Below are 20001 nucleotides of genomic sequence, written 5' to 3'. Positions count from 1 at the left end.
ACTGGTCTACTTTAAACGTATGAAAAATACCGCAACGCGCGACAAGCTGATTGATAGTGGTGCCCAACTGATCAGCCAGCAAGGCTACAACGCAACGGGCATTAATGCTGTTTTAAAAACGTGCGGCGTGCCTAAGGGCTCTTTTTACCATTACTTCTCTAGTAAAGAAGATTTTGGGCTGGCAGTGATTGAACGCTTTGCCACCACGTATGACGCCTCGCTAGTGACGCTGTTGGAAGATAGCAACACGCCGCCTTTAGAGCGCCTGAGGCGCTATTTTGCATCAGGTCGTGACTATATGCATGAGTGTGATCACGCCACTGGCTGTTTGATTGGTAATCTTGGACAAGAGCTTTCAGGCCAAAGCGATACCTTCCGTGATGCGCTAAACCTTGTATTTCAGCGCTGGGAACAGCGGCTGGTGAACTGCTTGCAGGACGCTCAAACGCGGGGTGATATTGCTACTCACACTGCTCCAGAAGCGCTTGCTAGCTTTATTTTAACCGGCTGGGAAGGTGCTATTTTACGCGCCAAAACGTTGAAATCTGTCGAGCCCATGGATCATTTTGAAACTATTTTGTTTCAGCAGGTGCTGGTGTCGTCCTAATGGCGGGCACGAAAGTGGTGCTCATCAGCGGCCACATCGTTTTGAGTCGCGGCTATTAGAGCATCATCAATGGACGGATCATCCAGCGCTATTAAGCCACACTGCGTTAGTGCTTCGCGAAGACTCACCTGTTCATCCAAACGCTGATATACCACCCGCACACAGCAGGGCATACGTTCGCTGTTATCAGCTACGCCCATTTTTAACCCCGTTAAACGCGTCACCTGGCTCTGAAAGCTCGGAAACAGGATGGTCTGTGTGATTTCATGACCGTTAAGCGTTTCATGATCGACCAAGAATAGCCGGTCAGCCAGTTTAACTGCGGTGCCTACATAGCGATTGTGGCATGAGCGGTTGCCGAGCATGGCCTGCATCCGCTCGGTGCGCTGATAGACTACGCCACCCTCCCGTGCTTCTAAGCAAACTAAGGTACGCATTAACTGGCCTGGTCGAGACATTGAATGATAAAGCTCAAAGTAGCGGCCAATGTAGCGTTCCATGGTTTCACTGCCCCGCTGCACCAATGCGTTAGGCCAGGGTAAGGTTGCTGGGCTTGCTTCTGACGTTAGTTGGCCGGTTTGAACCAGTGTACGAAAGTCATGATGGGGAAGGGCGATATCCTCAGTAGTGACGCCGAAAAAGTGGCAAATGCGCTGCAGTGCTGCGTGACTGGGTCGATAACGTCCACTCAGGTAACGATTAAACTGGGCGCGATTGATCGTTAAACGCCGACATATCTCTGCAATAGACGGATAGTAACTGCAGAGCAGGCGCAGGTTGGCCACAAAGTCGTCATGCATGGGCAGCTCGGCTTCCTCTCTTGGTTTCGTGACTGCCTAATGTGATGCCTAACGCGTGATAGTGCAATGGCTTCCTCCCGCCAGGAAGCCTTCAACGTAGCGGCTTTCTGGTGAATAAGGTTATGCTAGCACTATATACAGCCAGCCGACTTTTGCAGTAAATCAGGAGCGTGTTATGTTTCATGGGTTTGAAAAAACGAAGCGTCGCGTTAACGGCATCGAAATGACTTTTCGCATGGGCGGCAGTGGCCCTGCGCTGCTGTTGCTGCACGGTCATCCGCAGACCCACGTGATTTGGCATAAAGTAGCGGCGTCGCTTGCCGAGCATTTTACGGTGATAGCGGCTGATCTGCGTGGTTACGGCGATAGCAGTAAACCTGACGATGATACCGAGCACCTCAACTATGCCAAGCGCACCATGGCGAACGACATGGCGGAGCTTATGACGGCATTGGGTTTTGAGCGCTTTAAAGTGCTGGCCCACGATCGAGGCGCCCGCGTTGCTCACCGGCTAGGCGTTGATCATGCTCAGCGAGTAACGCGGATGGTGCTGCTGGATATTGCGCCTACGCTGGCCATGTATCGTGGCACGTCAGAGGCTTTTGCACGCTCTTACTGGCACTGGTTCTTTCTTATTCGCCCGCAGCCGCTGCCAGAAATGCTGATCAGCAGCGATCCTGCCCAGTATCTAAAGAGCGTCATGGGAGCGCGTAGCGCCGGTATGGCGCCTTTTTCAGCCGAAGCGCTGGCGGAATACGAACGCTGTTTGTCACTGCCTGGTACCGCCACCGGTATTTGCGGCGACTACCGCGCCAGCGCCACGATCGATTTAGTGCACGACCAGGCGGACATTGATTCAGGCATTAAGCTGAGCTGCCCATTGAAAGTGATGTGGGGAGCTGAAGGGGCAATCGAAGCTTGCTTCGATGCCTTGGGCGAATGGCGCAAAGTGGCCTCTCACGTTGAAGGCAAGTCGCTTCCCTGCGGCCATTATATTGCTGAAGAACTTCCCGAGCAGCTGTTAGAAGAAGCATTACCGTTTTTGCTCAAGGCATAGCCCTTCAAAACTGGGCCCTTCAAAACTGGGCTCTGCAAAACTGAGCCCTTCAAAACCTAGCCCTTAATCTTGCTGATAATCAGCGCCGCGTTAACGCCTCCAAAACCAAATCCATTGCATAGCACATGCTGGGTGTCGTGATCGCGTGGGCTGGCGGTGACAAAATTTAAGTCCTGCATCCCGTCGTCGCAGTGCTCAAGGTTAATGGTCGGCGGCAGTTGGTCAGTCATCGCGGCCATGACAGAAAAAATGCTTTCTATACCTCCGGCTGCCCCTAACAGGTGGCCTGTAGACGACTTAGTGGCTGAAATCGGTATGTTGGGCAGCAGGGGGCCAAACACGTTGCGTAATGAGGCGATTTCAGCGCGGTCGCCAACCGGCGTGGACGTCGCGTGGGCATTGATATGACTAATGGCATCTTTGGAAAGACCGGCCATGCCAAGAGCTGCTTGAATTGCTAGGGCTGCCCCTGCGCCATCTTCTGGCCCGGCGGTAATGTGATGTGCATCCGCGCTGGTGCCGTAGCCGCTAATGACTGCCAGCGGGGTTGCGCCACGCGCAAGGGCATGATCAAGCGTTTCTATCACTATAACGCCCGCCCCTTCACCCATCACAAAGCCGTTACGGTCCTTGTCGAACGGCCTAGAGGCGCGCTCAGGTGTGATAGATTCAGTGGAAAGTGCTTTTAACGCGTTGAAGCTGGCCAGCGAAAGCGGGTCGATGCATGCTTCTGCGCCGCCGACGAGTGCCACATCGGCTTCACCGCTGCGGATAATGCGCATGCCATCGCCAATGGCTTGCAAGCCTGCCGCACAGGCCGTTACCGGGCAACCTAACGGGCCTTGAAAGCCATAGCGGATCGACAGGTTGCCGGCTGCCAGATTGGCTAAAAAAGCGGGTACGGTGAAGGGCGATATTTTACGATAGCCGCGTTCCACCAGCGTTTTTTGCGCTTGAGTTATGGTTGGGAAGCCGCCGATGCCCGAGCCAATAATCGTAGCTGTTCGGCGCTTTTGAGCGTGTTCCGATGGCTGCCAGTTGGCCTGTTGCAATGCTTCTTGAGCGGCGGCTAGTGCGTACAGGCTAAACAGATCCATTTTGCGGCGTTCTTTCGGGTCGGCAATGCTATCCAGATCAACCCCGCCAGCCGGGTCATTGAGGTGTTCAGGAACGACGCCGGCAATTTTGATGGGAATATCGCTGGTATCGAAGCGGCTGATCGTACTGATGCCGGACTGGCCTTCTAACAGTCGTTCCCAGCTTGTATTAACGTTGTTTCCTAACGGGCTGACCATGCCCATGCCGGTAATAACAATAGGTGATTGCATAGCGATTCCAGAGTTATTGATGTCGCCACCCTAGCACCAGACAAGATATGATCAAGATCATATTTTATTGGTATACGACGAGGTAACTATGCCTTATCCCCAAAGCCATAAATCGAAAACGAAAGCGCGTATTTTGGCCTCTGCTGCGGAGTTATTCAGCCGTAAAGGCTTTCAGAAGGTATCTATTGGGCAAATTATGACGCTCGCAAAGATGACCCATGGCGCCTTTTATACGCATTTTGCTTCAAAAGAAGCGCTCTACAACGAGTCAGTACGCCTTACGCTGGATAAAAGCAGGGCGGCAAGGTTGGTGAAAGGACCGCTATCGGTGCAACACTTGACTGATCTGGTCGCCAATTACTGCAACCTTCAAGAATTGGTCAGTAAGCATGAACCAGGACCGGAAGCTGTACTCTTCAATGAGATTGGCAGCGAAAAAGAAGAAATCCGTACCCTGTTTGAAGCATCTTATTCACGTATGAAAAAGATGCTCGAAACCCGCCTCATGGCGCTAGGGAAGTTGAAGAAACTGCCCTTCGCCAATGACCGTAACGTGATTGCTGATAAGGCTAGGGTCATATTGGCATCGTTGATAGGCGCTGTGGCCATTGCCAAAAGTTTGCCTGGAGAAGCCGAGAGCAAACAGGTGCTGACGGCAACGCAGCGTCAAATTTTACTAATGATGGGCGTTAGTGAAAACGAAGCAGAAAACATGCTGCATGGGTAATAACCCGCCTCGCAGATGATTTTTTAAACGCTTCTTAATATTTTATGGGCAAGCTGAGCGGGAGTTAACGTATACAAGACGAAACAGGGTAAAAACTGGATAATGGCAGCCAATCAGCCTACGGCCCTGTTTATTCAAATGCCTAGCCAAATTCATTACCCCCGGATGCTCGTACATGGAAATTAAAGTTAACTATCTCGATAACCTCCGGCTAGAGGCTAAGTTCGACGACTTTACGGTCGTTTCTGACCAGCCTATCCGCTATAAAGGTGATGGTTCGGCGCCGGGTCCTTTCGACTATTTCCTGGCGTCATCCGCCATGTGCGCGGCCTATTTTGTGAAGGTGTACTGCAACGCGCGGGATATTCCTACCGAGAATATTCGCCTCTCGCAGAACAACATCGTCGATCCAGAAGATCGCTACAATCAGATCTTTAAAATTCAAGTCGAACTTCCGGAAAATATTTCTGAGAAGGATCGCCAGGGCATCCTGCGGTCTATTGACCGCTGCACGGTTAAAAAAGTGGTGCAAGCCGGTCCTGATTTTCAAATCGAAACGGTCGAAAACATCGATGAAGATGCCCAGGCGCTACTGATGGGCGCGCCGGAAAGTGGCAGTACTTACATTGAAGGCAAAGACTTACCGCTAGAGCAAACCATCGCCAATATGAGCGCGATGCTGGCGGAACTGGGCATGAAGATTGAAATCGCCTCTTGGCGCAATATCGTGCCTCATGTTTGGTCGCTGCATATTCGCGATGCCGCCTCTCCCATGTGCTTTACCAACGGTAAAGGGGCGACCAAAGAGAGCGCACTTTGCTCGGCACTGGGTGAGTTTATTGAGCGCTTAAGCTGTAATTTTTTCTACAACGATCAGTTTTTTGGCGATGAGATTGCCAACAGTGAGTTTGTTCACTACCCCAATGAAAAGTGGTTCCTGCCGGGGCCGGGTGACGAACTGCCCGCTGAGATTCTCGATGATCACTGCCTAGCTATCTACAATCCCGAAGGCGAGCTGTGCGGTTCCAACCTGATTGATACCAACTCCGGTAACGAGGCGCGGGGCGTTGTTTCGCTGCCCTTTGTCCGCCGCTCTGACGGCGAGACAATCTACTTCCCCTCGAACCTGATCGAAAACCTGTTCCTGAGCAACGGCATGAGTGCCGGTAATACGCTGGTAGAAGCGCAGGTGCAGTGTCTTTCCGAAATTTTCGAGCGAGCGGTAAAGCGTGAAATTCTCGAACAGGAATTAAGCCTGCCGGATGTGCCGCAAGACGTGCTGGCGAAATATCCGAGCATTGTGGAAGGCGTTAACGCACTGGAGGCTCAAGGCTTTCCTGTGCTCATTAAAGATGCCTCTATGGGTGGGCAATTCCCCGTGATGTGCGTCACGCTGATGAATCCGCGTACCGGTGGTGTGTTTGCCTCTTTCGGAGCGCATCCAAGTTTTGAAGTGGCGCTTGAGCGCAGCCTAACCGAGCTGCTGCAGGGCCGCAGCTTCGAGGGATTGAATGACCTTCCTCACCCCACCTTCAACTCCCAGACCGTGTCCGAGCCCAACAACTTTGTAGAGCACTTTATCGACTCTGTGGGCGTGGTTTCCTGGCGTTTCTTTAGCGCTAAGCCCGATTTCGAGTTCTGCGAGTGGGATTTCTCTGGCAGCAATGAGGAAGAAGCCGAAACGCTATTTGGGATTTTCGAAGAGCTGGGTGCTGAAGTCTACATGGCGGTGCACGAAAACTTGGGCGCTCCTGTTTGCCGTATTCTAGTGCCGGGCTACTCAGAGGTGTATCCGATCGAAGATTTGATTTGGGATAACACCAATAAAGCGCTGGATTATCGGGAAGACATTCTTAATCTGCACCGTCTTGATGATAAACAGCTCAATGGTTTAGTGGAACGGCTGGAAGAAAGTCAGATAGATGATCATACGGACATCATTACGCTGATTGGCGTGGAGTTTGATGAAAACACCGTATGGGGGCAGCTTACTATTCTGGAATTGAAGCTGTTGACGAACTTGGCACTTCAGCAATATGACGACGCCTTAGAGCGCGTTGAAATGTTCTTGCAGTACAACGATAACACCGTCGAGCGAGGGCTTTTCTACCGTGCGATTAACGCGGTATTGGAAATCGTGTTGGATGATGAGCTGGCGCTTGACGACTACCTGCCTAACCTCACGCGCATGTTCGGTGCAGAGGCGATGGCGGCCGTGGTTGGCTCAGTCAATGGCGATGTGCGGTTTTACGGTTTAACGCCGACCAACATGCAGCTAGACGGCCTAGATCGCCACCTGCGCTTGATTGAAAGCTATAAAAAACTTCACGCTGCTCGGGCGGCTAACGTTGCTATGTAAACATTACCGGGCGTGCGAGTATCGCGATTGATTGGCTAGCGCTATACCGCTAGCCATTTCATTCTGCCGCATGAAACCAGCTTTGATGGCTGAGGAATTCTATTAGCTCTGTCCGGAAAAGCATGGCACGCGCAGAAAGGCTGCGGCGGTGGGGCCATACCAAGCAGATTTCTCTATGTTGACCCTGCCAGCTAGGCAGCACACGCACCAACGAGCCCTTTTGTAGGCTGTTAGCCACCATGCTGGCGGGCATCAACGCGATGCCCGCGCCTGATTGGGTGAGATTTAGGACAACATTCATATCATTACTGATATGGAAATGATGTTTGTGGCAAGCGTGGTGATTGCCTTCGCTATCCATCAGTTGCCAATCGCTAAACATGTTGGCCGCAACACTAGGGCAGGCCGCAAGTTCACTAATCGTGGCCGGTAGAGGGTGCTGCATCGCTGGGGATGCCACCAAAATGGGCTCTATATAGCCTAGGTATTTTTGGATCAGAGTAGTATCTTTCTGAGGGCCTGATCGCAGCGCAATATCGGCTTGCTGATCGCGAATGTCGATGATGTTGTTATCTAGTTCGATGCTCAGAGAAATGTCCGGATAGCGGTGCGTAAAATGCCGCCAAAACGCATCCAGCGGCCCGCTGCCCAAGTTGACCGGGGCCATTACTTTTAACGGACCGCTTAGGCTATGCAGTGCTTGATCCAGGTTTAAAATGCGTTGATCGAGTGCTACCACTAGCTCTTCGCACTCGCGATAATAAGACTCCCCATGCGGCGTTAACGTTAAGCCTTTGGTTGAGCGATACAGCAACTCTACACCGAGCGTTGCCTCTAACGCGCTGATGCGCCGCGAAACGGTGGCAATTGTCATATTAAGCTGAGCAGCTGCCGCCGTCAGGCTGTGCTGGTTGGCAGCGACGATAAATATTTTGAGATCATCAAGAGAAGGTGTTTTCATTTTGCATTTATGTAAAATTGGTTTTCATATATTGCCATATATTACATTTATAGATGTTTGTTAGCCTATCCGCACTCAAACACTCGTAATAGGGCCGCCCATGGAACACCGAATTATCTTCGCTATTCTTATGTCATTCACACTATCGCTGATTATGTCCGCCTGGGTCACCTACGTGAATATCGGTGCCCATACTGATTTTGTGGGTATTTGGATGCATGCGTGGCTATTAGCATGGCCGGCCGCTGGTATCATCGCTTTTATCTGCGGCCCCTTTCTGCATAAAGTCGCCCACCGCATAGCCAATAATCTCTAAAAACTCGCTTGATGCACTATGATGCACTCGTTGGTGCAGTCAGTGCATACAACTGCATCTGTGCACCAAGTTTAATTCTGCTCCACGCTTGGTAAAACGTTCTTCGCGCTTGATGATAGTAAAGCGACGCGCTTTCAAACATAACGCTAATACAAAAACGCGGAGAGAATCCCATGCTCGATATGCTCAATGACCTCCTGTGGGGGAAGATTCTACTAGTGCTGCTGGTGGGCGTTGGCGTCGGTTTTACCTTCGCTTCACGCTTTGTGCAGTTTCGCTATTTCGGTGAGATGTTTCGTATCCTAGGTTCGGGGCAAGTCTTTAAACGTAGCCAACACGGCCATTTAAGCTCGTTTCAGGCATTGGTGCTTTCGGTGGCGGGGCGTGTAGGTGGTGGTAATATCGCAGGTGTTGCGGTGGCCATTACTTTAGGTGGCCCAGGCGCGATTTTTTGGATGTGGCTGGTGGGGTTAATGGGCATGGCCACCAGTTTCTTGGAATGCACCCTGGCGCAAACATATAAAGAGGCCGAAGGCGATGGCACATATCGCGGTGGCCCGGCGTATTACATCGTTAAAGGGTTGGGTAAACAGTGGCGTTGGCTGGCAGCGTTTTACTCGGTGCTGTTGCTGTTGACCTTCGGCTTTGCCTTTACTGCACTTCAATCCTACGCAGTAGCGACTTCATTTGGAGACGCTTTCGGTGTGCCTGTGCTGTATACCGGGATTGCTCTGGCGATGCTGGTAGGCCTGATTATCTTCGGTGGCATTAAGCGTATTGCGCGTATTTCCGAGATTTTAGTGCCCTTTATGGCGATCAGTTATATTGCTATCGCACTACTGGTTATCGCCATGAACATTGGGGAAATTCCAGGTGTGATTGCGCTCATTGTAAAGAGTGCTTTCGGCCTTGAACCACTGATCGGTGGTGGAATTGGTGCGGCTATTATGATGGGTTTGAAGCGCGGCCTGTTCTCTAACGAAGCGGGCCTGGGTAGTGCGCCCAATGTGGCGGCAGTCGCCTACGTGCCGCACCCGGCCAACCAAGGTATCGTGCAGGCATTTTCGGTATTTATCGATACCGTCATTATTTGTTCTGCCACGGCGTTCCTGATTCTGCTCAGTGGCGTATACGATCCTGCGGCGGGCGCAGGTGTTGAGGGCATTGCCCTCACCCAGGCAGCGCTGGCCGAACACGTAGGTGAGTGGGGCCGCACTTTTGTTAGCCTGGCGCTATTGCTGTTTGCTTTCAGCACGATTTTGTACAATTACTACCTAGGCGAAAACAGCCTCAATTTTTTCAGTCGTGACAATCAGAACCTATTCAACGCCTTCCGCGTGGCGATCGTGCTTTTAGTGTGTTGGGGCGCGACCACTGATTTGGGCACCGTGTTTGGCTTTGCTGATGTCACTATGGGCCTTCTGGCCGTGGTCAACCTAATTGCGCTGATCCTGTTGTTCAAGTGCGGCTTGCGCATTCTCAAAGACTTCGATAGTCAGCGTCGGCAGGGCATCAAACAGCCGATTTTTGACGCTAACCAGCATCCGGACCTCCACCTGGATCCAAAAGCCTGGGAGCTAGAACCTGAAGAGGCTGAAGCATTAAAGCAGCGTCTAACAAGCGCGTCTGCCGAGTAAGGACTCGCTCAGCACGTATTAACTCAATCAGGAGTGCCCATGCCCCGTGTGCTAATACTCTATACCGGAGGGACTATTGGTATGCAGCCATCACCTCAAGGCTACGTACCCTGCGCGGGGCTGGCGGAACGCCTAGCGGCGCATTTGGCCCTGAGTGACCCTTACCGACTGCCAGCATTTGATGTAATTGAAATGCAGCCTTTAATTGATAGCGCAGAGCTAATGCCCGAGGCCTGGAACCGGCTGGTGGCACAGTTGGAATGCCACTGGGAGACTTACGACGCTTTTGTAGTGTTGCACGGTACCGATACCATGGCGTATAGCGCCGCAGCACTTTCGTTTATGCTCGATGCGCTGAACAAGCCGGTGGTTTTCACCGGCTCTCAAATTCCGTTGGGCGAGCCCCGCAGTGATGCGTTGAATAATCTCATCAGCGCGCTGCAATTGGCGGTGCATCCAGACACGCCCCGTGAGGTTAGTCTGTCTTTTCACGACAGACTACTGCGTGGCAACCGTGCCCGCAAAGTACGCAGCCTGGGCCTAGATGCGTTTGATTCACCAAATTTTCCTTGGCTAGGAGCATTAGGCATTGGCATAACGCTGAATGTTGATGCCGCCCTTCCCAGCGGCATGCCAAGTTTTGTACCTATCGACCTTGAACCTGATGCGGTGGCTGTCCTATCGCTGCATCCGGGCATGTCGTTGCGCCGTGCCAAGGCGCTACTGGCCGATGCCTCCTTAAGGGGACTGGTGCTCTACAGCTACGGTGTTGGTAACCCGCCCAGTTTTGAAGGTGAGCTGCTGAGCGCCCTAACGGATGCCAACGAACGAGGTGTAGCATTAATTAACGTGACACAGTGCGATCAAGGTGGGGTAGTGCAGGGAGCTTACGCTACTGGTTCTGAGCTAAATAAATCAGGGGTAATCGCTGGAAGAGATATCACCTTGGAAGCCGCCGTAGCGAAGCTAATCGTACTATTGGGGCGTGGGTTAGCGGGATGCGCCTTGCAGAAAGCGCTGAAGAGCGACTTGCGGGGTGAGTCTCGCACGATACGCTAGATCCGCCTTTATTAATTACCCAAAGAACCAGTAGCACACCGCTATCGCCGTGATAATACCTGCCGCATCGGCCACTAATGCACAGCCTAAGCCGTGGCGGATACGGTGATGCAACGGAGTTAACATCCAGCTCCTAGACGACGCGAAATATCGTTGCCTGCAATAACTAAATTATGCCCTAAATCTTTAATTGCTTCGGTGGTTGCTTCGCTACGGGTCAGCGATATGGCCATGCCGGCAACTGTATCGCCAGTATGGTTATGCAGCGATGTGCCCAAGCAAATCATACCTTCGCGAACCTGCCCGTCATCAATTGAAAAACCACGTTGACGGGTTTCATCAAGTTCACTGCGTAATTTCGTCAAATTGCGCACACTACGCGAAGTCAGTGGCCCAGGAAATTGATTAGAAAAAAGTTCGTGCAGGGCTGATGTGTCAAGTGCGGCCAGTAAGACTTTACCGGTCGCTGTAAAGGCCGCGGGCAGTCGCATGCCTATCCGAAATGTTGTGCCTAACGGTAAGTGGGCGTTGGAACAGGCAATATAGACAACGTCGCTTCCATCAAGCACCGTCATCGTCATTGTGTATTGGCCAAGGCTGTGGGCATCGACAAAATAGCTTTTAAAAATGTCTACCAGATCATTTTGGGCCAAAAAACCATTGGCCCAGCGCATAGGGTGTGGCCCGGTACTGAAGGTTCCATCGAAGCCTTTGGTTAAAAGCCCAACTTCGACCATCGTCAACAGAAGCCCATGAAGAGTGCTTTTCGGTAATGATAAAGCATGCCCTATTTCAGAAGCCTTGGGCTTCCTTGGTGATGCTGAAACAAAATCCATAATCGCAACCGCGCGGCGCAGAGCGGGCACCTTTGTCGTTCCTGCTTTGGGTGCTTCACCACCTTTCACCTCATTTCTCCTTATTGACTTTACGCGATACTTAGATGCATTGTTGAGTTCACTTTGCTGATTCAAGTTCATTATGATGAACTTTGTAGAAAGAACAAAGATAAATTAACGTCATCCACACCTTTTTAAAACGGCATACTTCATCTTGGATAAATGAGAACTCGCTTCAAAGCTAATCTCTTACGATGCTAACAGCTGTCATGGCGGCAAGACGTTGGTGCCTGTGTTAAGCGCTTTTAGAACGGGCATCGCTATTCGACAATTCCTAAAACGTTCATCCGATACATAAACACAAGATGGAGGAAACGATGACCACAACACCTTTTGGTTTCACCACTGTTGCCGACATTTATGTCGAATGGGGCGGTGCTGCTCGCCTAGGTGAATTACTCGGCGAGCGCTTTAGTGAACGCAAAGCATTGCTTGTCACGGATCGTGGGCTGATTGATGCGGGGCTTATTGCGCCAGTTGAAAAGACATTAAAAACACTGGGCTTTGATGTTTCGATTTTTGACGAAGTCGTTGCCGACCCGCCCGAGGCCGTCGTGCTTGAATGCGCTGAGAAGGCTCGCGCACAAAATATTGATATTGTGATTGGCCTTGGTGGGGGATCATCGCTTGATATTGCCAAGCTTGTGGCGGTTATGGTCGGTAGTGAACAACCGCTGTCTGACATGTATGGAATCGGCAATGTCATCGGTAAACGTTTACCGCTGGCCCTAATCCCTACAACCGCGGGCACAGGCTCCGAAGTTACCAATATTTCCATCATCACTACTGGCGAAACCACTAAAATGGGTGTTGTTTCGCGGCAACTTTTCGCAGATTTTGTCCTTCTCGATGCCGAACTAACGGTTGGCCTGCCGCAAATACATACCGCAGCAACCGGGATTGACGCGATGGTGCATGCCATCGAAGCTTATACATCCAAAATCAAGAAAAACCCATTGTCAGATGCCCTTGCTCGCGAAGCTCTGCGTCTGCTGGGCAGTAACCTGATTGCGGCATGTAAAGATGGTACTAACCGCAAAGCACGTGAAAACATGCTGCTGGGCGCCATGCTGGCGGGGCAGGCCTTTGCCAACTCCCCGGTGGCAGCGGTTCATGCTTTAGCTTATCCGCTGGGCGGACATTACCACCTGCCACATGGCTTGACAAACGCCCTGATGCTAGGGCCGGTCTTGCGTTATAACGCTAAAGTGGCGGCACCACTTTATGCCGAACTGGCTGATGTCATGAGCGTGCCGGGCGAGGGTGGCGATATTAGTACACGTTCAGAAGACTTCGTAAGTCATATGCTGGCTCTGATGGATGAAAGCGGCGCTCCACGCCGTTTGCGCGATGTCAATGTCACTGAAGACAGTTTGGCTATGCTGGCAAAAGATGCCATGAAACAGCTCCGTCTTTTGGTGAACAACCCGGTGGAAGTGACCGAAGAGGACGCATTAGCACTTTATCGCGAAGCCTATTAGGGCTTCATAAATTGACTGTTAAAAAATCTGGTCTCAACCAGCAACACAACAAGAAAGGTGAAAACCATGACTGACATTCGACTTTACATGTTTCAAACCGGCTCGCTGAAATGCAAAGTACACAATATCAAAATGAATGAAGGTGCTGGTGCCGATTATGAAATTCCGGTTCCATTTTTTCTGATCACCCATCCTGAGGGGCATACCATTATTGATGGTGGGAATGCCGTTGAAGTGGCCACTGATCCGGTTGGGCATTGGGGTGGAATTACCGACGTGTATTGGCCTGTGATGGAAGAGTCTGAGGGTTGCGTCGCCCAGCTTAAAAAAATGGGGATCCAACCGGAAGATATTCGCTATGTGGTGCAATCACATTTGCACCTGGACCATACAGGAGCGGTTGGCCGCTTCCCGAATGCGACGCATATCGTGCAACGTGAAGAGTATGAATATGCCTTTACCCCTGATTGGTTCGCAGCAGGTGGGTATATTCGCAAGGATTTCGACAAGCCAGATTTGAAATGGCAGTTCCTCAATGGAACAGAAGATGATCATTACGATATATATGGAGATGGCACACTGATCACCGTCTTCTCGCCTGGTCACGCGCCGGGACATATGTCGTTTAAGGTAAATCTGCCTAATAGCGGCCCCATGATTTTGACAATTGATGCGGCGTACACTACTGATCACTGGGAAGAAAAAGCATTGCCGGGATTTTTGGCATCGACTGTGGATACCGTCCGTTCTGTTCAAAAACTACGTGCACTCGCTGATAAAACCAATGCAACCGTTGTTACCGGTCACGATCCGGATGCCTGGGCTACTTTTAAGCATGCCCCAGAATATTATGATTAATACCAACGGATTATGCCAGCCCGTGCTTTCGGGCTGGCATGTGCACTTCAGGTGATCGGTTTTTATCATGAAAGCTGTGTTCATCGTGGTGGATTTTCTTCTTGAGATGTTCGCGGCTACTGGGCAGGAGAACCTACCCAAAGAACCAGTAGCACACCGCTATAGCCGTGATAATACCTGCCGCATCGGCCACTAATGCACAGCCTAAGCCGTGGCGGATACGGGTAATGCCTATCGCGCCGAAGTAAACTGCCAACACGTAGAAAGTGGTTTCGGTACTGCCTTGCAGGGTAGCCGCTAAGAGTCCTGCAAAGCTGTCTACGCCAAAGGTGTCCATGGTTTCAATCATCATGGCGCGTGCGCCGCCCCCTGAAAGCGGCTTCACAAAGGCGGTGGGCAGGGCGTCGACAAAGCGAGTATCCCAGCCAAATCCTTCGACGATCCAGCGTATGCCGCTTAGCCCTGCGTCCAGTACGCCGCTGGCGCGTAGCACGCCCACGGCGACCAGCATGGCAATCAGGTAGGGCAGCAGCGTAACAGTGAAGCTTAAGCCCTCTTTAGCTCCTTCAATAAAAGCGTCGTAAACCTTCACTCCGCGTAGCGCCCCTACCACTAGGAACATGATTACAATACTAAAGAGCGTAAGGTTGCCCACTAACGTGGAAGCTGCCGCCAGCGCCTGAGCCGACATCCCCGCAAGTGTCGTGAGTAATAAGCCTAAACAGAGCGCTGCCACGACGATATAGCCCAGCACCACCGGCTGCCAAAGCTTTATGCGCTGAACAATGGCCACCGCTAAAAGCCCCGCCAGACTAGAAGCCGTCGTCGCTAGCAGGATAGGAAGAAATACCAGCGTGGGATCAGCGGCGCCTTGCTGGGCGCGGTACATGAAAATGGTGACCGGTAGCAGCGTTAGCGATGAAGTATTAAGCACCAAAAATAGAATTTGCGCGTTGCTGGCGGTTTCAGAGCTGGGGTTCAGGCTTTGCAGCGAGTGCATGGCCTTGATGCCGATAGGCGTAGCGGCGTTATCCAAGCCTAGAATGTTAGCTGCAAAGTTCATGCTGATCAGCCCCATAGCGGGATGCCCGCGAGGAACTTCAGGCATTAAGCGACAGAACAGCGGGTCCAGCACTCGTCCCAGCAGACGAATCAGCCCTGCCTTTTCGGCAATCGAAAGAAATCCCAACCATAGCGTCATCGTGCCGAGCAGCACCAGAATGATGTCGACACTTACCCGGGCCATGTCGAAAAGCGACTGGACTAAGCGGGCGAACACTTCGCCGTCGCCACCCACCAACCACTGCCACATTGACGCTACAAACGCAGCGATAAAGAAGCTTAACCAAATTCCGTTGAGCATGGCGAGCGGGCATCCTGGATTACGGTAAGGAAGATGATGCTAATCCTACCGAATTCAGGGCGCGGCAACACTCTTGTAATCAAAGATCTAGGCGACTCCATCACGAATTGACATGAAATAGTTTTCGCTGCCTATCTGACCGCCTTTCAAGGCAACCTCCAAACCATCGAACGCTGGAAGGTCGCTATGAGCAGTGCAGAGCGGAGACCCCGGCGTTTCTGGTAGAGGCAGCCGGGTGGTCAAAGCATGTACCGCAAGCTGGTTGAGAGCATGACTTGATGTGTCACCGCCTGCGATCACTACGCGCTCAAGCCCGTGCGCGTACACCATCTGGCGCAATAGCTGGCCCAGCGAACGGCCAATAAGGTGGCGCGCTCTTTCTCCTCCCTGATGCACGGCCTCTGCATCACTGTTGGGGCCCATTGCGGTATATACAATGACGCTTTTGCCTTGGCTGAGCGCCTCATTAGCGGCTTCCTGAGCCAGGTACATGGCCTCTGCATGGGTACGTTCGTTGATCAGCTGGACGACATCGAGGGCAATTACGCGAAAGCCATTGGCTTCTGCGCTGCGAATTTGCCGTGCCGTCACTTCTGAGCAACTGCCGGATACTACTGCTAACTGCTCAACTGCCCCAGGTGAAGAGAAGCGCGGCGGGTTTTCGGGGATCAACATCTGCCTACGCCAAGTGCTTACTAGAGAGTACTCCACGGCAGAGGAGCCGACCACGAAGCTTCCTTTAGGGGAACACGTTCGCCATAGCTGTGTACCAACCTCAGCCTGTTGGTCGTGGGTCAGCGTATCGAACAATACTACGTCATTTTCTTGCATGAGCTGATCGACGCGAGTGTCGGTATCGGTTGAGTCGAGACAAAGAACATCTGCTAGACCGATGGAGAGCAGGGTCTGTTGCGCCAGATGATGCCTCAAGTCTGCCTCTTTCATAGGTGTTACAGGGTGCCTGCACATCACAGGATGACGATCAATTCGATGTATTTCGCTATCGAAGGCAGCGAAATGTTGTCCGAATACGGTGTAGCGTTTGAGCTGCGGTGCGCCAATCGCCAGAGGCACCGAGCGCTGCTTGAATAGCGATTTTCCTATTTCCAGCGCTTTCCCGATGCTGCCAATCGTCGGGGCGCTGTCGAACGTTGAGCACACCTTATAGTGACAAATCGTTGCATCGAGTGATTTCAACCAGGTGAGCGCACTATGGAGGTGAGACTCCATCCACTCGGGAGATTCACTGCGGCTAGTGCCCGCCAAGCCTACGGCAGTATAGCTGGCGAAAGGAGCCAGCTGCTGCGCCGTGGGAGGTGCCAGAAAAAGCACCGTTTTTACTCCGTGCAGGCTCAGTGCTTCCATCACATCGGTGGAGCCTGTGAGATCATCGCCATAGTAGGAGAGAAGTAGAGAGGTGCTCATTGGCCAAAAGCCTCTATGGCTTGGGCAAGTTCGCGGTGTTCGCGGGCATAGGTCGCCATGGGAATGTCTGTCATGGCCGCTTGCCATGCTTGGCGCAGACTGGCTACTCCGCCTGCAATGCCACCGGGATGAGCCATGATGCCGCCTCCGCAACAGTAAATAAGGTCGCTATTTCCGAGCGCTTGATAAGTATCAGTGACTTGGGCAGCGCTTTGTCCTGAAGAGAACACCGGCATGATCTGATAGCCGGCGTCTGGAGTCTCGAACATGGGGGTTTGGCAGGCACGAGCACTAGTAATGACGCTATCGTCCTCTTCGCTAAACTTGTTGCGCAGGCCATTCACATGGATATGATCGACCCCCGCTAAGCGCCATAATTTATGGTAGGCCGTAAACGCCATTCCTACATGTGGAGATCGGCTGAACATGCCCCAGCCTGCACGATGGCCATGCAGGGCTACTTCGCAATGACGGCGGAGGTATGTCACACCTGCTAAACCGACGCTGTTCACTGCCACCATGACACAGGTGCCACCGGCAGCCACCACATAGTCGTGCTGGGCGCGCATTTCGTCGATATCGCCACTGATATTGAAGGCGTACATGACCTTTTTACCGGTACGCTCCGCATGGGCGTTGATGATTGGCATGACGGCATCGACACGTGCCCGCAGCGGGTTATGGGGTCCGTTGGCCTGTAACTCATCGTCCTTGATGAAATCGATGCCACCCACCACGAGTTGCTCCACCATATTGGCAGTTTCAGCGACGGAGAGGCCCACACTGGGTTTGATTATCGTGCCGATCATAGGGCCGCTGGAAATGCCGGAGAGTTGCCGGGTACCCGTTATTCCGAACTGAGGGCCGGGGTAAACGCTTGCGAAGGAATCGGGCAACTCGATATCGAGTAATTTCAACGCAGAAAACTCTTTCAGCTCAAACAGGTTGCCGGCCACGGTCGATACTAGGTTCGGCAGTGAAGGCCCCATATTTTCCAGTGGCCATGAGAGCTTTACTCGAGCGCGTTGGAAAAGGGTATGACCTTGAGGCGCTAGATCAGCACGCATGGGTAGCGAGGGGGCATCGAGCGCGTCCAACATCTCGATACTCTCGACGATTGCACCATGAGCTTCACGTAAGGCATCTGTTTCGTTGGCAAGGCGGGTGAAAGTGCCTGAGGACTGCTCTCCTGCCATCACGTTTGCGGCATGCTCAACGTGATAAGGAGTTTCAATCATGTAGTGGGCGTAAATGCGTGTGCTCATCAATAAGGCTCCGGCAGATCAAAACAGAAGGTCGCGTATAAAGAGCGAAATCATCGGTACATAGGTAATCAGCATCAGGCAGGTGATCATGGTAAATACTGGGGGAAGCAAAAATCGGAACAGTTGCTCAACGGGCAATTTAGCTACCTGGGCAGCGGCAAATAAATTGACCCCCAATGGCGGAGTGAACATTCCCAAGGCCAAATTCACCACGACTACGATCCCAAAGTGCACTGGGTCGATGCCGAAACCAATCGCGATCGGAGCCAAGATGGGAGCAAGAATCAAAATGGCCGCAGAGGTCTCGATAAACATGCCAACCAGTAACAGCAGCATGTTGATAGCCAATAGGAAGGTGTAGCGGTTATCAAAGGTGCTCTGTGCCCAGGCACCAATATCACTGGCCAAGCCTGAACGTCCAATCACAAAACTGAGAATGGAAGCCGCGGCGATAATCAGCATGATCGATCCTGCAGAAAGAGCACTCTCGCGAAAAATACGCGGTAGGTCGCCAAGCTTTATAGTTCGGTATACCACCATTCCTAGAAACAGACCGTACAACACTGCAACCGCCGAGGCCTCTGTGGGGGTAAATATGCCACCGTAGATGCCGCCGATAATAATCACCGGCATCAATAGAGCAAGAAAGGCTCTCTTGAAGGCGGGCCAGGCGGGCGAGCGTAAATCGCCATCGTGGGTGCCGTAGCCTTTGATGCGGCACCAAATGATGACCATCATTATCAGAGCAAGGCCGATCAATAGGCCTGGCCCAAAACCAGCAAGAAATAGCTGAGTAATAGAGGTTTCTGTGCTGACACCGTAGAGAATCAATGGCACTGATGGAGGAATGATAATGCCCAGCTCAGCAGAAGAGGCTTGGATAGAGGCGGCCATAGGTGCCGGATAGCCCCTAGCTACCATGGCAGGAATCAAGATGGCTCCAATCGCAAAAGTGGTTGCCACGCTGGAGCCTGAGATAGCTGCAAACATCATGCAGGTCACTACACAGGTACAGGCGAGACCACCTTGAATACCACCAACCAGCGAGCGGGCAAATTCCACCATCCTGGCGGCGATGCCGCCATTGCTCATGATATGGCCGGCCAAGATAAAAAATGGAACTGCCATAAGCGGAAAGCTATCTAATCCCACAAACATACGTTGGGGAACGACCAGGAGGGGAACGCTGCTGAAGAAGTAAAGACCAATCACTGCGGTTAAGGCGATGGCAACCGCAATAGGTATCGACAGCGCAAACAGCGCGATCAACGCTGAGCCGATCGCCAGATTCATGGGGTTTCTCCTGCATCAGAACAGATAGGCTTTGCTTGGTGTTGGCCTAGATGATGCTGATATTCGGCGCAAAGCTGGCGTGTCACCACAGCGACGATGGCGACGGCACAGCCAGTGGGGATCGCGGCATAAAACCATGACATGGGGATTGCAAGCATGGCGATTTGTTGACCAGAAACACGCAGCGTAATCAGATAGCCTTGCCAGACCAGAATCGTCAGCAGCGTTAGGACGGCAGTACATACCAGACGCTGGCCAAAGATACGTAAGCGCGGCGGCAGGCGGTCCAGAAAAAGATCAATAGAGATCATGGCGCCATACCAAAATGCAGCTGCGCTGACCAGAAAAACGCTCCAGATGATGAAACCGCGTGCCAGGATTTCTGACCAGGCGGCCGGATCGCCGAGAATAAAGCGAGTAAACACCTGGTACGCGACTAATGCGACTGCCAGGGCGAGAAGGAGCGCGGCAAGATTATGGGCTAGCTTAATGAGGCCCAGGGTCAAGGTGTTCAGAAACGACAACATAAGCGACAACCTCATCGTTGGAGAAGAGGTGCCTCCCCGTGA

18 protein-coding genes are annotated in these 20001 nt (G+C 52.2%); 9 read left to right on the top strand and 9 right to left on the bottom strand.

All coding sequences use genetic code 11. The features are described from left to right. The first annotated feature begins 19 nt into the window (after window positions 1-19). Window positions 20-607, top strand: a complete 588-nt coding sequence (locus ACT3TR_RS11620) for a TetR family transcriptional regulator C-terminal domain-containing protein (protein WP_444625129.1) — start codon at window positions 20-22, stop codon at window positions 605-607. Here the strand turns inward: ACT3TR_RS11620 and ACT3TR_RS11615 are convergent. Then, entirely contained in the window at window positions 604-1407 is an 804-nt protein-coding gene (locus ACT3TR_RS11615) for a helix-turn-helix domain-containing protein (protein WP_444625130.1), read from the bottom strand. The two genes, ACT3TR_RS11620 and ACT3TR_RS11615, sit on opposite strands and share 4 nt — an antisense overlap. Before the next feature lie 175 nt (window positions 1408-1582). Between ACT3TR_RS11615 and ACT3TR_RS11610 the strand changes: the two genes are divergently transcribed. Next, window positions 1583-2464 (top strand): alpha/beta fold hydrolase, encoded by an 882-nt coding sequence (locus ACT3TR_RS11610; protein ID WP_444625131.1) that lies wholly within the window; start codon window positions 1583-1585, stop codon window positions 2462-2464. Window positions 2465-2520: 56 nt separating this feature from the next. On the opposite strand, the gene fabF is transcribed toward ACT3TR_RS11610, so the two are convergent. Next, complete coding sequence (gene fabF, locus ACT3TR_RS11605) at window positions 2521-3792, bottom strand: beta-ketoacyl-ACP synthase II (RefSeq protein ID WP_444625132.1); 1272 nt, start codon at window positions 3790-3792, stop codon at window positions 2521-2523. 88 nt (window positions 3793-3880) lie between these two features. Here fabF and ACT3TR_RS11600 point away from each other — a divergent pair, with 88 nt between their 5' ends. After that, window positions 3881-4519 carry a TetR/AcrR family transcriptional regulator gene (locus tag ACT3TR_RS11600; RefSeq protein WP_441685745.1) on the top strand — a complete coding sequence of 213 codons (639 nt, stop codon included), beginning with the start codon at window positions 3881-3883 and terminating at the stop codon, window positions 4517-4519. A 175-nt stretch (window positions 4520-4694) separates the two neighbouring features. Next, complete coding sequence (locus ACT3TR_RS11595) at window positions 4695-6878, top strand: OsmC domain/YcaO domain-containing protein (protein ID WP_444625133.1); 2184 nt, start codon at window positions 4695-4697, stop codon at window positions 6876-6878. A gap of 58 nt (window positions 6879-6936) precedes the next feature. On the opposite strand, the gene ACT3TR_RS11590 is transcribed toward ACT3TR_RS11595, so the two are convergent. Beyond that, the gene (locus ACT3TR_RS11590; RefSeq protein ID WP_444625134.1) at window positions 6937-7839 is read right to left on the bottom strand and encodes a LysR family transcriptional regulator; all 903 of its coding nucleotides are present in this window, start codon (window positions 7837-7839) and stop codon (window positions 6937-6939) included. A gap of 100 nt (window positions 7840-7939) precedes the next feature. Between ACT3TR_RS11590 and ACT3TR_RS11585 the strand changes: the two genes are divergently transcribed. The 3 genes from ACT3TR_RS11585 (at window position 7940) to ACT3TR_RS11575 (ending at window position 10851) form a co-directional block, all read left to right on the top strand. Next, window positions 7940-8155, top strand: coding sequence for a DUF2798 domain-containing protein (locus tag ACT3TR_RS11585; protein WP_444625135.1), 216 nt, complete (start codon window positions 7940-7942; stop codon window positions 8153-8155). Window positions 8156-8328: 173 nt separating this feature from the next. Then, window positions 8329-9792, top strand: a complete 1464-nt coding sequence (locus tag ACT3TR_RS11580) for an alanine/glycine:cation symporter family protein (protein ID WP_444625136.1) — start codon at window positions 8329-8331, stop codon at window positions 9790-9792. Window positions 9793-9831: 39 nt separating this feature from the next. After that, window positions 9832-10851 carry an asparaginase gene (locus tag ACT3TR_RS11575; RefSeq protein WP_444625137.1) on the top strand — a complete coding sequence of 340 codons (1020 nt, stop codon included), beginning with the start codon at window positions 9832-9834 and terminating at the stop codon, window positions 10849-10851. A gap of 119 nt (window positions 10852-10970) precedes the next feature. Here the strand turns inward: ACT3TR_RS11575 and ACT3TR_RS11570 are convergent, their stop codons facing one another. Continuing rightward, the gene (locus ACT3TR_RS11570; RefSeq protein ID WP_444625138.1) at window positions 10971-11756 is read right to left on the bottom strand and encodes an IclR family transcriptional regulator; all 786 of its coding nucleotides are present in this window, start codon (window positions 11754-11756) and stop codon (window positions 10971-10973) included. A gap of 308 nt (window positions 11757-12064) precedes the next feature. Here ACT3TR_RS11570 and ACT3TR_RS11565 point away from each other — a divergent pair, with 308 nt between their 5' ends. Beyond that, complete coding sequence (locus ACT3TR_RS11565) at window positions 12065-13228, top strand: iron-containing alcohol dehydrogenase (protein ID WP_444625139.1); 1164 nt, start codon at window positions 12065-12067, stop codon at window positions 13226-13228. A 66-nt stretch (window positions 13229-13294) separates the two neighbouring features. After that, window positions 13295-14086, top strand: coding sequence for an AttM family quorum-quenching N-acyl homoserine lactonase (gene attM / locus ACT3TR_RS11560; RefSeq protein WP_176483374.1), 792 nt, complete (start codon window positions 13295-13297; stop codon window positions 14084-14086). 133 nt (window positions 14087-14219) lie between these two features. Here the strand turns inward: attM and ACT3TR_RS11555 are convergent, their stop codons facing one another. The 5 genes from ACT3TR_RS11555 to ACT3TR_RS11535 form a co-directional block, all read right to left on the bottom strand. Beyond that, a complete protein-coding gene (locus ACT3TR_RS11555) occupies window positions 14220-15449 on the bottom strand; it encodes a nucleoside recognition domain-containing protein (protein ID WP_096278396.1) in 1230 nt (409 codons plus the stop codon). Window positions 15450-15536: 87 nt separating this feature from the next. Next, on the bottom strand, window positions 15537-16874 hold the full coding sequence (locus ACT3TR_RS11550) for a four-carbon acid sugar kinase family protein (protein WP_444625140.1): 1338 nt from the start codon (window positions 16872-16874) through the stop codon (window positions 15537-15539). Beyond that, window positions 16871-18139, bottom strand: a complete 1269-nt coding sequence (locus ACT3TR_RS11545; protein WP_096278400.1) for a ribulose-bisphosphate carboxylase large subunit family protein — start codon at window positions 18137-18139, stop codon at window positions 16871-16873. Before ACT3TR_RS11545 ends, ACT3TR_RS11550 begins: the two co-directional genes overlap by 4 nt. 18 nt (window positions 18140-18157) lie before the next feature. Beyond that, a complete protein-coding gene (locus ACT3TR_RS11540; RefSeq protein WP_441685726.1) occupies window positions 18158-19432 on the bottom strand; it encodes a TRAP transporter large permease in 1275 nt (424 codons plus the stop codon). Continuing rightward, window positions 19429-19959: a TRAP transporter small permease gene (locus tag ACT3TR_RS11535; protein ID WP_441685724.1), complete on the bottom strand. Its 531-nt coding sequence runs from the start codon at window positions 19957-19959 to the stop codon at window positions 19429-19431. The genes ACT3TR_RS11540 and ACT3TR_RS11535 overlap by 4 nt, the downstream gene beginning before the upstream one ends. Between the last annotated feature and the right edge of the window lie 42 nt (window positions 19960-20001).

Origin of the sequence: Halomonas sp. AOP12-B1-6, assembly GCF_052379225.1 — a bacterium.
GTDB lineage: Bacteria > Pseudomonadota > Gammaproteobacteria > Pseudomonadales > Halomonadaceae > Vreelandella > Vreelandella casei.
The sequence above is the reverse complement of the archived record's forward strand: the minus strand, read 5'-3'. Positions and strand labels throughout refer to the sequence as shown.

Bases quoted from the DNA above. Each gene is read 5' to 3' on its own strand.
- ACT3TR_RS11575 (WP_444625137.1), top strand. From the start codon at position 9,832: ATGCCCCGTGTGCTAATACTCTATACCGGAGGGACTATTGGTATGCAG.
- ACT3TR_RS11545 (WP_096278400.1), bottom strand. From the start codon at position 18,139: ATGAGCACACGCATTTACGCCCACTACATGATTGAAACTCCTTATCAC.
- ACT3TR_RS11540 (WP_441685726.1), bottom strand. From the start codon at position 19,432: ATGAATCTGGCGATCGGCTCAGCGTTGATCGCGCTGTTTGCGCTGTCG.
- attM (WP_176483374.1), top strand. From the start codon at position 13,295: ATGACTGACATTCGACTTTACATGTTTCAAACCGGCTCGCTGAAATGC.
- ACT3TR_RS11610 (WP_444625131.1), top strand. From the start codon at position 1,583: ATGTTTCATGGGTTTGAAAAAACGAAGCGTCGCGTTAACGGCATCGAA.
- fabF (WP_444625132.1), bottom strand. From the start codon at position 3,792: ATGCAATCACCTATTGTTATTACCGGCATGGGCATGGTCAGCCCGTTA.
- ACT3TR_RS11565 (WP_444625139.1), top strand. From the start codon at position 12,065: ATGACCACAACACCTTTTGGTTTCACCACTGTTGCCGACATTTATGTC.
- ACT3TR_RS11600 (WP_441685745.1), top strand. From the start codon at position 3,881: ATGCCTTATCCCCAAAGCCATAAATCGAAAACGAAAGCGCGTATTTTG.
- ACT3TR_RS11620 (WP_444625129.1), top strand. From the start codon at position 20: ATGAAAAATACCGCAACGCGCGACAAGCTGATTGATAGTGGTGCCCAA.
- ACT3TR_RS11615 (WP_444625130.1), bottom strand. From the start codon at position 1,407: ATGCATGACGACTTTGTGGCCAACCTGCGCCTGCTCTGCAGTTACTAT.
- ACT3TR_RS11550 (WP_444625140.1), bottom strand. From the start codon at position 16,874: ATGAGCACCTCTCTACTTCTCTCCTACTATGGCGATGATCTCACAGGC.
- ACT3TR_RS11535 (WP_441685724.1), bottom strand. From the start codon at position 19,959: ATGTTGTCGTTTCTGAACACCTTGACCCTGGGCCTCATTAAGCTAGCC.
- ACT3TR_RS11555 (WP_096278396.1), bottom strand. From the start codon at position 15,449: ATGCTCAACGGAATTTGGTTAAGCTTCTTTATCGCTGCGTTTGTAGCG.
- ACT3TR_RS11595 (WP_444625133.1), top strand. From the start codon at position 4,695: ATGGAAATTAAAGTTAACTATCTCGATAACCTCCGGCTAGAGGCTAAG.
- ACT3TR_RS11580 (WP_444625136.1), top strand. From the start codon at position 8,329: ATGCTCGATATGCTCAATGACCTCCTGTGGGGGAAGATTCTACTAGTG.
- ACT3TR_RS11585 (WP_444625135.1), top strand. From the start codon at position 7,940: ATGGAACACCGAATTATCTTCGCTATTCTTATGTCATTCACACTATCG.
- ACT3TR_RS11590 (WP_444625134.1), bottom strand. From the start codon at position 7,839: ATGAAAACACCTTCTCTTGATGATCTCAAAATATTTATCGTCGCTGCC.